Here is a 13,231-nt window from a genome sequence, read left to right on the forward strand (position 1 = left end):
ACGCGCCGCGCCAGCCCTGATATCGTCAAGGCCGGCGCGGCGCGCCATCTTGTGCAACGCGGCCCGCGCATCGCGGGCCGGACACACGAGCTTACTTGTCGAGCAGGATGCGCAGCATGCGGCGCAGCGGCTCGGCCGCACCCCACAGCAGCTGGTCGCCGACCGTGAACGCCGACAGGTATTCGCCGCCCATCGCGAGCTTGCGCAGGCGGCCGACCGGCACCGTCAGCGTGCCCGTGACGTTCGCCGGCGACAGGTCGCGCATCGACACTTCACGCTCGTTCGGCACGACCTTCACCCAGTCGTTCGCCGACGCGAGGATGCCGTTGATCTCGTCGAGCGGCACGTCCTTGTTCAGCTTGATCGTCAGTGCCTGCGAGTGGCAGCGCATTGCGCCGATCCGCACGCACAGGCCGTCGACCGGGATCGAACCCGGCTCGCCCATTGCCGGCTTGCCGAGGATCTTGTTGGTTTCCGCGCCGCCCTTCCACTCTTCCTTCGACATCCCGTTGCCGAGATCCTTGTCGATCCACGGGATCAGCGAGCCGGCGAGCGGCACGCCGAAGTTGCTGGTCGGCATCGCGTCGCTGTTCATCGCGGCCAGCACGCGGCGGTCGATGTCGAGGATCGCGGATGCCGGATCGGCGAGTTGCTCCTTCACAGCGCCGTTCAGCGTGCCCATCTGCGACAGCAGTTCGCGCATGTTCTGCGCGCCCGCGCCCGATGCGGCCTGGTAGGTCATCGCCGTCATCCAGTCGACGAGGTTCTCGCGGAACAGGCCGCCGAGCGCCATCAGCATCAGGCTGACCGTGCAGTTGCCGCCGATGAAGTTCTTCGTGCCCTTGACGAGCGCGTCCTTGATCACGTCGAGGTTGACCGGATCGAGGATGATGACCGCGTCGTCCTTCATCCGCAGCGACGATGCCGCATCGATCCAGTACCCGTTCCAGCCCGCCGCACGCAGCTTCGGGAACACGTCGTTCGTGTAGTCGCCGCCCTGGCACGTGATGATCACGTCGCACTTCTTCAGCTCGTCGACGTTGGTCGCGTCCTTGAGCGTGGTCTCGTTTTTCGCGAACGACGGCGCTTTGCCGCCCGTGTTGCTGGTGCTGAAAAACACCGGTTCGATCAGGTCGAAATCGCCCTCTTCCTGCATGCGCTGCATCAGGACGCTGCCGACCATGCCGCGCCAACCTACGAGACCTACGTTCATGACTAACCCTTTGATGGAGCTTCCCCGCCATTTCCGTCCCCGGTGTGACCGCGCGGGGAAATAGGCGGGCACGACGGACGATCAGCGTTTAATGATCGTTTTCGTGGTAATGGTTTTCGTGATGACGATGGCGCGCGCACCCGCACGGGCAATGTTGCCGTGGAGTTTCAAGACCGGGGAGATCAGGGAAATTTGCGCCATCGTTCGAGTCTACACAAAGCCGGTTGCCCGCACAACGGCCAACCGCGCGCGAACCGGCCGATTTCGCGGCCCGTTCGCGCCCTTTCTACTTGCCTGCGTTACAGCGCCGCGACCACCGCGTCGCCCATCGCCGTCGTGCCGACCTGCTTGCCACCCGGCGTCGCGATATCGCCCGTGCGGTAGCCTTGTTCGAGCACCGTTTTCACCGCGCGCTCGATGCGATCGGCCTGCTCCGCACGATTCAGCGAGTAACGCAGCATCATCGCGGCCGACAGGATCGTCGCGAGCGGGTTCGCGATGCCCTTGCCCGCGATGTCCGGCGCCGAACCGTGCGACGGTTCGTACAGGCCCTTGTTGTTCTTGTCGAGCGACGCCGACGGCAGCATGCCGATCGAGCCCGTCAGCATCGACGCTTCATCCGACAGGATGTCGCCGAACATGTTGCCGGTGACGATCACGTCGAACTGCTTCGGCGCCTTCGCGAGCTGCATCGCCGCGTTGTCGACGTACATGTGCGACAGCTCGACGTCCGCGTACTCCTTCGACACGTCGATCATGATGTCGCGCCAGAACTGCGACGTTTCGAGCACGTTCGCCTTGTCGACCGACAGCAGCTTCTTCGCGCGCTTGCGGGCCGCCTGGAACGCGACGTGCGCGATACGGCGCACTTCAGGTTCCGAATAACGCATCGTGTCGAAGCCTTCGCGTTCGCCCGCGAACAGGCCGTCCGGTGCGGCACGCACGCCGCGCGGCTGGCCGAAGTAGATGTCGCCGTTCAGTTCGCGCACGATCAGGATGTCGAGGCCCGCGACCAGCTCGGGTTTCAGCGGCGACGCATCGACGAGCTGCGGGTAGCAGATCGCCGGGCGGAAGTTCGCGAACAGCTCGAGATGCTTGCGCAGCCCGAGGATCGCCTGCTCGGGGCGCAGCGCGCGCTCGAGCGAGTCGTACTTCCAGTCGCCCACGGCGCCGAACAGGATCGCGTCGGCTTCCTTCGCGAGCGCCAGCGTCACGTCCGGCAGCGGATGACCGCTTGCCTCGTAGCCCGCGCCGCCAACCGGCGCCTGTTCGAGTTCGAACTTCTCGTCGAGTGCGTTCAGCACCTTCACCGCTTCATTGACGATTTCCGGACCGATGCCGTCGCCGGGCAGCACTGCAATCTTCATGCGAAATTCCTGACTGGATAGGTTTTATGAGGCAGGCCGGCGGGCGCGCCGCCGGCGCGCCCACCCGAAAGGCACGTCAGCCGACCAGCTTGGTATTGAGCCACGGCTGCTTCACGAGGCGCTCGGCCTCGAACTGGCGAATCTTGTCCGCGTGGCGCAGCGTGAGGCCGATGTCGTCGAAGCCGTTCAGCAGGCAGTACTTGCGGAACGCGGCGATCTCGAACGGATATTCGCGGCCGTCGCCCGCACGCACGACCTGTGCGTCGAGGTCGATCGTCAGTTGAAAACCGTTGAACGCAGCCGTCTCGTTGAACAGGTGATCGACCTGCTGCTCGGTCAGCACGATCGGCAGCAGCCCGTTCTTGTAGCAGTTGTTGAAGAAGATGTCCGCAAAGCTCGGCGCGATGATCGCGCGGAAGCCGTACTGCTGCAACGCCCACGGCGCGTGCTCGCGCGAGCTGCCGCAGCCGAAGTTCTTGCGCGCGAGCAGCACGGATGCACCCTGGTAGCGCGGCTGGTTCAGCACGAAGTCGGGATTCAGCGGGCGCTTCGAGTTGTCCTGGCCCGGCTCGCCGTGATCGAGGTAACGCCATTCGTCGAACGCGTTCGGACCGAAGCCCGTGCGCTTGATCGACTTCAGGAACTGCTTCGGGATGATCGCGTCGGTGTCGACGTTCTCGCGATCGAGCGGCGCCACGACGCCGGTATGCACAATGAATTTTTCCATGATCCGTCTATCCGGTTGAAGGGCCGGCGTTCAGCCGGCGCACATCGACAAATTCTCGGCGGGACTCGTCACTCCGCGGCGCGCTTCAGCGCATTGCCGGCGGCGTTGACGTCCTGCCCGAAGCCCTGGACGGTATTGCAGCCCGCAAGGCCGAAACCCAGCCCCGCCAGCGCCAGCGCGGCAACCAGCCGCGCGATGACCTTCGATGCCGTCACGCGTCACCCCAGCTTGCGAATGTCGACGAAGTGACCTTCGATCGCCGCGGCCGCCGCCATCGCGGGGCTCACGAGGTGCGTGCGACCGCCCGCGCCCTGCCTGCCTTCGAAGTTGCGGTTCGACGTCGACGCGCAGCGCTCGCCCGGATCCAGCCGGTCGGCGTTCATCGCGAGGCACATCGAGCAGCCCGGCTCGCGCCATTCGAAACCGGCATCCGTGAACACCTTGTCGAGCCCTTCGCGCTCGGCCTGCGCCTTCACGAGGCCCGAGCCCGGCACGACCATCGCGAGCCGCACGTTCGACGCGACGCGACGGTTCAGCTTCTTCACGACGTACGCGGCTGCGCGGATGTCCTCGATGCGCGCGTTCGTGCACGAACCGATGAAGATCTTGTCAACCTTGATCGACTCGATCGGCGTGTTCGGCTCGAGTGCCATGTAGGCCAGCGCACGCTCCATCGCATCGCGCTTGACCGGATCCTTCTCGCGTTCGGGATCGGGCACGCGACCGTCGATCGACGTGACCATTTCCGGCGACGTGCCCCACGTGACCTGCGGCACGATCTCGGCCGCGTTCAGCTCGACCACGCGATCGAACTGCGCGCCTTCGTCCGACTTGAACTGACGCCAGTATTCGACGGCCTGATCCCATTCCGCGCCGGTCGGCACGAACGGACGGCCCTTCAGGTAATCGATGGTCGTGTCGTCCACCGCGACCATGCCCGCGCGCGCGCCGGCTTCGATCGCCATGTTGCAGACGGTCATGCGGCCTTCCATCGTCAGCGCGCGGATCGTCGAGCCGCCGAATTCGATCGCGTAGCCCGTGCCACCGGCCGTGCCGATCTTGCCGATGATCGCGAGCACGATGTCCTTCGCGGTACATCCGCGCGGCAGCGCACCCTCGACCTTCACGAGCATGTTCTTGCTCTTCTTCTGCAGCAGGGTTTGCGTGGCGAGCACGTGCTCGACTTCCGACGTGCCGATGCCGTGTGCGAGCGCGCCGAACGCGCCGTGCGTCGACGTATGCGAATCGCCGCACACGATCGTCATGCCCGGCAGCGTCGCGCCCTGCTCCGGCCCGATGATGTGGACGATGCCCTGGCGCACGTCGTTCATCTTGAACTGCGTGATGCCGAACGCATCGCAGTTCGCGTCGAGCGTGTCGACCTGCAGCTTCGAGACGGGATCGGCGATGCCGTGGCTGCGATCGGTGGTCGGCACGTTGTGGTCCGACACGGCCAGGTTCGCGCTGATGCGCCACACCGGACGCTGCGCGATCTTCAGCCCTTCGAATGCCTGCGGGCTCGTGACTTCATGCAGCAGCTGACGGTCGATGTAGAGCAAAGTCGTGCCGTCTTCCTCGGTGTGGACCACGTGGGTGTTCCACAGTTTGTCGTAGAGAGTCTGTGCCATGGGTATGCGGGGTCGTTGTGACTACAAGCCTTGCGGATGCGGTCGATTATGCCACGCAGAACGCGTCACGGCGCGGGCCGCACGCGAAAAAACCCATTAAAAACAGTGGTTTGGCTGGTAGTGCCAATACCTGTATCGGCATTACCCGGCAAATGCGGGCGCGCACGGCGCGACGGCGGTTGCAGCCGTCGCGTGGGATGCGTGTCACGGCGACACGCACCGGCTGGCCGCCTTCGTGGGGGCGGTATCGCGCTGCACGCGGAAGCGCTGCGCGTCCTTCGGCGAGTGGAAGCGGCCGTTGCGGAACAACGCCCTTCGCTGCGACGTGTCGTGCGGCGAAGGCGTCTTGAACGGCCCGTAGCTCGCGATTGCGCCGCACACCGGGCGCCCGGAACGTGAAGTCGTGCGGCAGCCGATGCCGCGAGTGCCCGCAGCGTCAGCCGTTCGGGTATTCGCGGTTGATCAGCTCGAGCCGCAACATCCCGAGTTGCACCCCGACGTTGCTCAGCAGGTAAAGATCGCGGCGCCGCAAGGCCGGCATCTGCGCGGACGCGTCGTAGAACGACGGCAGCGTCAGGCCCGCCGGCACCGCGGCCTGCATCCCCGCGGCATTCGACACGCGCACGGCAATCGACGCCTGATCCGAATGCGTGACGACACCGACGTTGCCGAGTGCCGACGCCGAGCCGGCCTGCCTGACGATCGCGGTTACGACGCCGTCGGGCGTCGGTATCGGGCTGCCGGCGGCCGGCGCCGGTGTCGCGATCGACGTCACGCCGGCCGTCAGCCCGTATTTCGACGCGAGCACGCTCGCGACTTCCTGCTGCGCAAAGATCCGCGCGGCAACCTTCTGGCGCAGCACGAACACGGCGTCGGCAATCGCCTCGTTCACGGGGCCGGGCACGGGCGCGGCGCCGGACGACGGCGCGGCGCGACTGCCGAATGCGAATGCGGCAATCGTGTTGATGGCCGTGGCCTGGACGGTCGGCGGCGTCCACGAGAAAAACGTCTCGAACAGGTAACCGGCCTCGTCGGCGGCGGCTGCGCGGTCGTTCAGTTCGTTCGTCAGCTTGCCGAGCATCTGGCGTTGCAGTTCGGCGTCTGAAGCGGGAGCGTCGCCGGCGAAGCCCGGCGTGCTGGCGGTACCGGTCGCGGCAAGCGCGGCAGCGGAAGCGAGGAAATGGCGGCGGGTCTGCATGGTCATCGGAATCGGGAGAAAGAAAGTGCGTCAGCCCTTCGGGAACGCCTGCATCGTCGCGCCGACCGCGCGGGCGAGCATCTGCGCATACATGTCGTGCACGAGGTACAGGCTGCGGTTGCGCGTCCACGGCTGGCCCGACTGCGGGTCGTAGCGCGTCGGCAACGGCACCTCGGCAACCGCGGCCGCCTTCATGCCCGCCTGCTGCGAGGTCTGGATGCAGCGCTTCGCATGATCCCGATGGCCGACCACCGCGACGCTGCCCATCGCGGCCGCGCCGCCCGCGCGCGACACGGCCTCGGCGGCCACGCCGGCCGTGCTGAGGTACACGATCGTGCCGTCGCTCGCGATCACGGGCTCGATCGACGACAGCACGTCGGCGCCCATCCCGTATTTCGACACGAGAAAGCGGGCGATCTCCCACTGCGCGTAGACCTTGACCGGCTTCAGTTGCCGAATGCGATAGACGGCATCCGCGAGCGCTTCGTTGACGGGCCCCGGATCGGGCAGCGCGGACTGGTTGCCGCCCGTGCTCGACGTATTGCCGCTTGCCGCGTTCGGACGATTGCCGAAGCTGTACGCGACGATCGCGCCGGCCTGGGCCGCCGGCATCGTCGGCAGGTCCCACGCAAACCCGACGTCGGTCAGCGCCGGCTGGATCGCGCCGACCGTCGCGGCATCGCCGAGCTGCGCATTCAGCTTCGCGGACATCTGCGCGGCCAGCGCGGCGTCGGTAACGGGCATCGACGTGACGTCGTCGCCGCCGCATGCGCTCAGCAGCGGCACCGCCGCGACGGCCGGCGCGGCGGCCAGGAATTTTCTGCGTGAAGAAGCCAGCGGATTCAGTTTCATGAGAAATACGAAATGATGCGAATGACGTCGACGCGATACCCCGGCATCGCATTCACGGTCACGGGAAATCGCAGTCGGGCGAGTCGCACAGGTGGCGACGGACGGCAGTACCGCAGCGCGGGCCTAATCGCCGCGCTTCCGTCGATTGACGAGCCCGGATCGTAGTCGGCGTTTGTTAAATTGCGGTGAAGCTTGCGAGCCAATACGCGCAATCGCGTCTTCGTTTCACGGATGGATGCCCGCGTTTCACATAGGGTGAGCACCTGCGCGATTCGTTCCACGGATGGCGATCATGCGCCCCGCACGCCGCGCGACTTCCCCCGCATGACGCGCTACGATGGCGCAACGCACATGGGCAATCCCCACGACCCGGACCCGGAGTACACGACGATGAAGCTCGGCCTGAACGAATCGCTCGCCCGTCTCGACGAAGCAGGCACGCTGTTCACGACGCTGTTTCGCCACGGCACGCTCGACGTCGAGCTGTACCGGCCGCGCATCGAGGACAAGCAGAAGCCGCATACGCGCGACGAGGTCTACGTGATCGCCACCGGCACGTCGCACTTCGTCGTCGACGGACGCGAATGCGCGGTCGCGGCCGGTGACGTGCTGTTCGTCCCGGCACACGCCGACCACCGCTTCACCGGCTTCTCCGGCGACTTCTCGACCTGGGTGTTCTTCTACGGCCCCGAAGGCGGCGAGCGCGGCGCGTAGCGCGTGATGGTGACGCGCGGCACTTTTCCCGCGATCGCCTAGACTGTCTATTCGCAGCGGGCGGCGCGCGACGCGCGGCCGCCCGATCGTCACGATGCCGGTGGCGGCCGCTTCAACGAACGGGAAAACACCATGCGATACGAACTGTATTACTGGCCCGAGATCCAGGGCCGAGGCGAATATGTGCGGCTCGCGCTCGAGGCGGCGGAAGCCGACTACGTCGACGTCGCGCGTGAATCGGGGCGCGGCATGGGAGTGCCGGCGATGATGCGCATGATGGACAGCGCGAAGGCGGAATGCGTGCCGTTTGCACCGCCGTTCCTGAAAGCCGGCGACCTGGTGGTCGGGCAGACCGCGAACATCCTGCTGTTTCTCGGCGCGCGGCTCGGGCTCGCGCCGGACGACGAAGCCGGCCGGCTGTGGGTGCACCAGCTTCAGTTGACCGTGGCCGATTTCGTCACCGAGATCCACGACACGCACCATCCGATCGCAAGCGGCCTCTACTACGAGGACCAGCAGGCGGAAGCCGCCGAGCGCGCAGCCGATTTCCTCGAGAACCGGCTGCCGAAATTCCTCGGTTACTTCGAGCGCGTACTCGACCAGAACCCGCACAAGAGCGGCTACATCGCCGGCCACGCACTCAGCTATGCGGACCTGTCGATGTTCCAGTTGATCGAGGGGCTGCGTTACGCGTTTCCGAAGGCGATGAAGCGCGCGGAGCGGAAAATCGCGGCGCTGGTCGCGCTGCACGACCGCGTCGCGGAGCATCCGCCGGTGGCGCGTTATCTCGCGTCGGAACGCCGCATCCCGTTCAACGACATGGGCATCTTCCGGCACTATCCGGAGCTGGACAAGTAACCCCGGCACTGCATCCGCGCCGCTTCACGCAGGGCGGCCGACGCCCCGCTCACGCGGCGACCGGCGTCTCGTGCAAATGGCGCCACACGATCAGCCCGTCCGCCTCGCGCCGGAACACGACCGTCGAGCGCCGCACCGTGCGTTGCCCTTGCGCGTCGGTCTGCGTCTCGCGATAGCCGATCGTCGCGCCATCGGACCACACGGCAAGCCCGCGCAACTCGTCGATGTCGATCACCAGCCCGGGGCGCGCGCCGTGCCCGTGTGAAAACAGCGCATCGATGCCCGCGTAATCGAGCACCGTGCCCGACATCGTGATCATCGAAAATCCCGGCGAAAAGCGCGCCATCAGCGTCGCGAGCCGCTCGGGGCCGGCACGGCCGGACAACCAGCACGCGATGTCGGCAACGGTGTCGACGACTTCCTTGAAATACGGATTCGGCAAATTCATAAGGCTCTCAGGTTCTCACGAGTGGGATGAAACGGGTTGCGCGACCGGCGCACGGTATGCGGGAAGCCGCGCAATCAGGCCCAGCGGCAGCAACGTCAGCACGACCGCCAGCCCGAAGCACCAGCGGTACGGCGCGAGCGACGGCCCGCCCGCGTCGAACGCCAGCAACGCATTGAGTGCGCTGCCGAGCACGGCCACGCCGACGCAGAAGCTCAACTGGCGGTTGATGTTCCACAGCGCGCTCGCGTCGCCCATCCGGTCGGCAGGCACATCGACGAACGCCGCGCTTTGCGACGTGCTCGTGCACAGGCTCGCGCCGAACCCCATCGCCGCGAATGCCGCGATGCGCACGGCTTCGACGTCGGCCCAGGGCGTCGCGAGCAGTGCGATGCCGACGCAATCGATCGCGATGCCGCTCGCGAACAAGGGTTTCGCGCCGTGGCGCGCAAAGCAGCGGCGCGTGGTCGCGATCGCGAAGCACGCCGCGATCGCCCACGGCAGCATCAGCGCGCCGACATGCGCGGCGCTCAACCCGAGCGCGTTCTGCAGATAGAGCGACGCGACGAGGTTGACGCCCGTGAAGATGCCCGGCACGCACAGATAGACCACCACGCCGGTTCGCAGCAGCGGCTGCGCGAGCAGGCGCAGGTCGACGACCGGCGACAGGGCGCGACGCGCATGCGCCGCATAGCCCGCGCCCGCCGCGCTCGCGACGGCCAGCATCGCGAGCGGGAATGCCGCGCCGCCGGGCTGCCCCGCGGCGGTCAGCCCGAGCAGCAGCGCGACGAGCGTGACCGCACTCAGGCCGAGCCCCGGCCAGTCGAGCCGCGGCGGCCGGTCGCGCGCGCCGTCGCGCGGCAGCCATGCGAACGCGAGCGCGCAGGTCGCGGCCGCGATCGGCAACATCGCGAAGAAGATCGCGCGCCACGAACCGCGATCGACGATCGCCCCGCCGATCGCCGGCGACAACGCGGGCACGAGCAGCGCCACCATCATCACGACCGACGTGAGCCGCGCCCGTGCCTGCGGCGGATACGCGCGATAGGCCATCGTCTGTCCGACCGGTATCAGCAGCCCGCCGCCGAGCCCCTGGACCAGCCGCCACGCGAGCAGCGTCTCGATCGACGGCGATGCGCCGACGCCGGCACTGCCGAGCCCGAACAGCAGCAGCGAAGCCGCGAACACGCGCCGCTCGCCGCAACGGCGCGCGAGCCACGTGCCGAACGGAATCACGACGGTCAGGCCGAGCACGTACATGTTGCCGACCCACGCAAGCTGCGCGACCGACGCGTGCAGTTCGCGCTGCAGCGCCGGATACGCGGCGTTCAGCATGAACATGTTCGCGAGGTCGATCGCGAAGCCGAGCAGGTAGACGGCGGCGATTCTGGAACGGTCTGGCATGGCGGCGGGAACATCACGAAACGCCGCAGTGTAGAAGCCGGCACGCGGATCGGTAAGCGGCCGGATGCGACGAGTCCCGTCGCAATTTTTTGACAATCGGATCGCGCCGCCACGATGCCACGACGACGCAACGCCGCACGGCCGCACATTCGGGTACCCTTCGAGCGATCCAACACCCAGACAGGACCCACGCCCCAACCATGGTGAGCCTCGATCGTTTCGCCGTTTTCCGTGCCGTGGTCGAAGCCGGTTCGTTCACGGCCGCCGCCACCGCACTGAACCAGGCGCGGGCGGCCGTCAGTTTCAACGTGAAGCAGCTCGAAGCCGAGCTCGGCGTCACGCTGTTCACGCGCACGACCCGGCGTGTCGAGCTGACCGACGCCGGCGAGCGCTTCTACCAGCGCTGCCTGCGCGTGCTCGACGAAGCCGAAGGGGCGATCGACGAAGTGCGCGGCGAGCATGGCGGGATGCAGGGCATACTGCGCGTGACGTCGACGGTCGAGTATGCGGCGCGCGTCCTGGCACCGATGCTGCATGCGTTCACCGCGCAGCATCCCGCGTTACGCGTGCGGCTCGAAACACATACGTCGCAGGCCGATCTCGTGCGCGACCGCTTCGACGTCGCGATCCGGCTCGGGCGTCACGAGCATTTTCGCGACCTGCCCTATCGCGGCGTCTGCCTCGCCACCTACGACGTCCTCGCCGTGATGGCACCCGACCTGCCGGCGAAGGCCGGGCGCCCGAAACCGGCGTCGCCCGACGACCTCGCCCGCCTCCCGCAGCTCGGCCACAGCCGGCTCGAGCGAATCGCGGAATGGACGCTCACCGATCGCGCGGGCAACGAACATGCGTTTCGACCGGCCGCGAAGCCTCGCGTCGTCGTCGACAACGCATCGGTGTTGACCGAACTCGCGCGCCGGGGCAGCGGCGTCGCACTGCTGCCCGAATGGCTCGTGCGCGACGATCTCGAAAGCGGCACGCTGGTCGATGCGCTGCCCGCGTACCGGTTTCCGCAGCAGAACGTCTACGCGCTATACGTCGCGACGCGGCACGTGCCGCAGAAAGTGCGCGCGTGGGTGGACTTCATGAAGGCGCGGTTGCAGCACGCGCACTGAGCGCGGTTTGCGTGCGCCGCCGCGTGCGTGCCGTCGTTGCGGAGCCGGCCGTCCGATACGACCGGCTTCCGTTGCCGCGCTTTCGGTGCCGCGCCTTCAATACCGACAAGTCAGTGCGGGTGCCCGTGCTGCGTGGCCGCCGCATCGACGGCCTCGACCGAGCGCGTCAGCCACGGCCCGATGTCCATCTCCTCGTAGCGCACGAGCCGGCTCTTGCGCGCCCGGCGATATGCCCACCAGATCGCGACGAACAGCGGAATCCACACGTAGATCGACAGCACTTCCATCCAGTCGATGCGGGCCGCGAAGAACGCCTGGTAATCCTGCCCGAGCGAGATCACGATGCAGATCGCGATCGCGAACAGCGGCCCGAACGGGAACCATTTCGCGCGGTACGGCAGCTGATCGAGCCGGTAGCCCTGCTTCAGGAACCCCTTGCGGAACCGGTAATGGCAGACCGCGATGCCGAGCCACGCGATGAAGCCCGTGATGCCGACCGTGTTCAGCAGCCACAGATAGATGCTCTGGTTGTTGGTCAACGACGTGAGGAAGCACAGCCCGCCGACGGCCATCGTCGCGTACAGCGCGTTGCGCGGCACGCCGCCCGGCGACAGCGTCGCGAACATCGCCGGCGCGCGCCCTTCCGACGCGAGGTTGTACAGCATCCGCGTCGCCGCGTAAGTGCCGGAGTTGCCGGCCGACAGCACGGCCGTCAGGATCACGAGATTCATGGCGCCGGCGGCGAGCCGGAAACCCGCATGGCTGAACACCAGCGTGAACGGGCTCACGCCGATGTCGGTCACGTCGCTCTTCAGCAGGTTCGGGTCCGTGTACGGCACCAGCAGGCCGATCACGAAGATCGCGAGCACGTAGAACAGCATGATCCGCCAGAAAATCTGCTTCACCGCACGCGGGATCGTCTTGCGCGGATTCTCCGATTCGCCGGCGGTGATCCCGACCAGCTCGGTGCCGAGAAACGAGAATCCCGCGATCAGCGCGACGCTCATCATCGCGTGCACGCCGCCGACAAACGGCGCGTCGCCGGTCGTGAAGTTGCGCAAGCCGACCGGATGCCCGTTCCCGATCAGGCCGGCGGCGATCAGCAGCCCGGCCGCGATGAACGCGACCACGGTCACGACCTTGATCAGCGAGAACCAGTATTCCGACTCCCCGAAGCCGCGCACCGACAGCGTATTCAGCAGGAAGATCAGCACGAGGAAGCCCGCGCCCCACCAGATGCCGGGTATGGTCGGAAACCAGTAGCGCATCACGATCTGCGCGGCGACCAACTCGATCGCGATCGTCACGGCCCAGCTGTACCAGTAGGTCCAGCCGAGCGCGACGCCGAAGCCTTCGTCGACGTACTTCTAGCCGTAGATCGCAAACGACCCCGATACCGGCATCAGTGCGGCCATCTCGCCGAGGCCCGTAACGACGAAGTACACCATCAGCCCGATCGCGATATACGCGGCGATCGCACCGCCCGGCCCCGCCTGCGCGACCGACGCACCCGACGCGACGAACAGCCCCGTGCCGATCGATCCGCCGATCGCGATCATCGCGATGTGGCGGCCCTGCAGACGGCGCTTCAGCGTCGTGCCCGACGGCGCGGCCGTCTCCACTGCCGCTTGCATAGCATCCATAGTGTTCACCCTGATTGGATTCGGGCCGGACAATTTGATTCGGAATACAAATCGTCAGGCCCGGTCA

13 protein-coding genes and 1 pseudogene are annotated in these 13,231 nt (G+C 66.8%); 3 read left to right on the top strand and 11 right to left on the bottom strand.

The window, feature by feature from the left end:
- Window positions 1-91: 91 nt before the first annotated feature.
- The 8 genes from asd to FOZ70_RS05625 all read right to left on the bottom strand — a co-directional run bounded on the left by asd (window position 92) and on the right by FOZ70_RS05625 (window position 6,985).
- The gene (gene asd, locus FOZ70_RS05590) at window positions 92-1,213 is read right to left on the bottom strand and encodes an aspartate-semialdehyde dehydrogenase (protein ID WP_153489800.1); all 1,122 of its coding nucleotides are present in this window, start codon (window positions 1,211-1,213) and stop codon (window positions 92-94) included.
- A gap of 81 nt (window positions 1,214-1,294) precedes the next feature.
- Window positions 1,295-1,414 carry a hypothetical protein gene (locus FOZ70_RS05595; RefSeq protein WP_021158720.1) on the bottom strand — a complete coding sequence of 40 codons (120 nt, stop codon included), beginning with the start codon at window positions 1,412-1,414 and terminating at the stop codon, window positions 1,295-1,297.
- A 98-nt stretch (window positions 1,415-1,512) separates the two neighbouring features.
- The gene (gene leuB, locus FOZ70_RS05600; RefSeq protein ID WP_060230400.1) at window positions 1,513-2,580 is read right to left on the bottom strand and encodes a 3-isopropylmalate dehydrogenase; all 1,068 of its coding nucleotides are present in this window, start codon (window positions 2,578-2,580) and stop codon (window positions 1,513-1,515) included.
- Between the two features lie 76 nt (window positions 2,581-2,656).
- Window positions 2,657-3,307: a 3-isopropylmalate dehydratase small subunit gene (gene leuD / locus FOZ70_RS05605; protein ID WP_021158718.1), complete on the bottom strand. Its 651-nt coding sequence runs from the start codon at window positions 3,305-3,307 to the stop codon at window positions 2,657-2,659.
- A 68-nt stretch (window positions 3,308-3,375) separates the two neighbouring features.
- Window positions 3,376-3,522 carry an entericidin A/B family lipoprotein gene (locus FOZ70_RS05610; RefSeq protein ID WP_021158717.1) on the bottom strand — a complete coding sequence of 49 codons (147 nt, stop codon included), beginning with the start codon at window positions 3,520-3,522 and terminating at the stop codon, window positions 3,376-3,378.
- Between the two features lie 3 nt (window positions 3,523-3,525).
- Complete coding sequence (gene leuC / locus FOZ70_RS05615) at window positions 3,526-4,935, bottom strand: 3-isopropylmalate dehydratase large subunit (RefSeq protein ID WP_021158716.1); 1,410 nt, start codon at window positions 4,933-4,935, stop codon at window positions 3,526-3,528.
- A gap of 436 nt (window positions 4,936-5,371) precedes the next feature.
- The gene (locus tag FOZ70_RS05620) at window positions 5,372-6,133 is read right to left on the bottom strand and encodes a Tat pathway signal protein (RefSeq protein WP_219705169.1); all 762 of its coding nucleotides are present in this window, start codon (window positions 6,131-6,133) and stop codon (window positions 5,372-5,374) included.
- A 30-nt stretch (window positions 6,134-6,163) separates the two neighbouring features.
- The gene (locus FOZ70_RS05625) at window positions 6,164-6,985 is read right to left on the bottom strand and encodes a hypothetical protein (protein ID WP_042974240.1); all 822 of its coding nucleotides are present in this window, start codon (window positions 6,983-6,985) and stop codon (window positions 6,164-6,166) included.
- Window positions 6,986-7,375: 390 nt separating this feature from the next.
- On the opposite strand from FOZ70_RS05625, the gene FOZ70_RS05630 reads away from it, so the two are divergent.
- Together FOZ70_RS05630 and FOZ70_RS05635 are read left to right on the top strand one after the other, a co-directional pair.
- Window positions 7,376-7,699, top strand: a complete 324-nt coding sequence (locus tag FOZ70_RS05630) for a cupin domain-containing protein (RefSeq protein ID WP_059622071.1) — start codon at window positions 7,376-7,378, stop codon at window positions 7,697-7,699.
- 132 nt (window positions 7,700-7,831) lie between these two features.
- Entirely contained in the window at window positions 7,832-8,557 is a 726-nt protein-coding gene (locus tag FOZ70_RS05635) for a glutathione S-transferase (RefSeq protein WP_048022087.1), read from the top strand.
- A gap of 49 nt (window positions 8,558-8,606) precedes the next feature.
- Here the strand turns inward: FOZ70_RS05635 and FOZ70_RS05640 are convergent, their stop codons facing one another.
- Complete coding sequence (locus FOZ70_RS05640) at window positions 8,607-9,005, bottom strand: hypothetical protein (RefSeq protein ID WP_021158714.1); 399 nt, start codon at window positions 9,003-9,005, stop codon at window positions 8,607-8,609.
- Between the two features lie 15 nt (window positions 9,006-9,020).
- Window positions 9,021-10,406 carry an MFS transporter gene (locus FOZ70_RS05645; RefSeq protein ID WP_219705153.1) on the bottom strand — a complete coding sequence of 462 codons (1,386 nt, stop codon included), beginning with the start codon at window positions 10,404-10,406 and terminating at the stop codon, window positions 9,021-9,023.
- A 200-nt stretch (window positions 10,407-10,606) separates the two neighbouring features.
- Between FOZ70_RS05645 and FOZ70_RS05650 the strand changes: the two genes are divergently transcribed.
- On the top strand, window positions 10,607-11,521 hold the full coding sequence (locus FOZ70_RS05650; protein ID WP_219705155.1) for a LysR family transcriptional regulator: 915 nt from the start codon (window positions 10,607-10,609) through the stop codon (window positions 11,519-11,521).
- Between the two features lie 110 nt (window positions 11,522-11,631).
- On the opposite strand, the pseudogene FOZ70_RS05655 reads toward FOZ70_RS05650, so the two are convergent.
- A pseudogene (locus FOZ70_RS05655) lies at window positions 11,632-13,164 on the bottom strand (amino acid permease).
- Window positions 13,165-13,231: the final 67 nt, after the last annotated feature.

The organism is Burkholderia sp. COPS (assembly GCF_019425585.1).
In the GTDB taxonomy this organism is placed as follows: domain Bacteria; phylum Pseudomonadota; class Gammaproteobacteria; order Burkholderiales; family Burkholderiaceae; genus Burkholderia; species Burkholderia cepacia.

Excerpts from the sequence above, each read along its gene's own strand:
- FOZ70_RS05635 (WP_048022087.1), top strand. The coding sequence starts at position 7,832 with ATGCGATACGAACTGTATTACTGGCCCGAGATCCAGGGCCGAGGCGAA.
- FOZ70_RS05620 (WP_219705169.1), bottom strand. The coding sequence starts at position 6,133 with ATGCAGACCCGCCGCCATTTCCTCGCTTCCGCTGCCGCGCTTGCCGCG.
- leuC (WP_021158716.1), bottom strand. The coding sequence starts at position 4,935 with ATGGCACAGACTCTCTACGACAAACTGTGGAACACCCACGTGGTCCAC.
- FOZ70_RS05640 (WP_021158714.1), bottom strand. The coding sequence starts at position 9,005 with ATGAATTTGCCGAATCCGTATTTCAAGGAAGTCGTCGACACCGTTGCC.
- FOZ70_RS05645 (WP_219705153.1), bottom strand. The coding sequence starts at position 10,406 with ATGCCAGACCGTTCCAGAATCGCCGCCGTCTACCTGCTCGGCTTCGCG.
- leuD (WP_021158718.1), bottom strand. The coding sequence starts at position 3,307 with ATGGAAAAATTCATTGTGCATACCGGCGTCGTGGCGCCGCTCGATCGC.
- FOZ70_RS05625 (WP_042974240.1), bottom strand. The coding sequence starts at position 6,985 with ATGAAACTGAATCCGCTGGCTTCTTCACGCAGAAAATTCCTGGCCGCC.
- FOZ70_RS05630 (WP_059622071.1), top strand. The coding sequence starts at position 7,376 with ATGAAGCTCGGCCTGAACGAATCGCTCGCCCGTCTCGACGAAGCAGGC.
- asd (WP_153489800.1), bottom strand. The coding sequence starts at position 1,213 with ATGAACGTAGGTCTCGTAGGTTGGCGCGGCATGGTCGGCAGCGTCCTG.
- leuB (WP_060230400.1), bottom strand. The coding sequence starts at position 2,580 with ATGAAGATTGCAGTGCTGCCCGGCGACGGCATCGGTCCGGAAATCGTC.
- FOZ70_RS05650 (WP_219705155.1), top strand. The coding sequence starts at position 10,607 with ATGGTGAGCCTCGATCGTTTCGCCGTTTTCCGTGCCGTGGTCGAAGCC.
- FOZ70_RS05595 (WP_021158720.1), bottom strand. The coding sequence starts at position 1,414 with ATGGCGCAAATTTCCCTGATCTCCCCGGTCTTGAAACTCCACGGCAAC.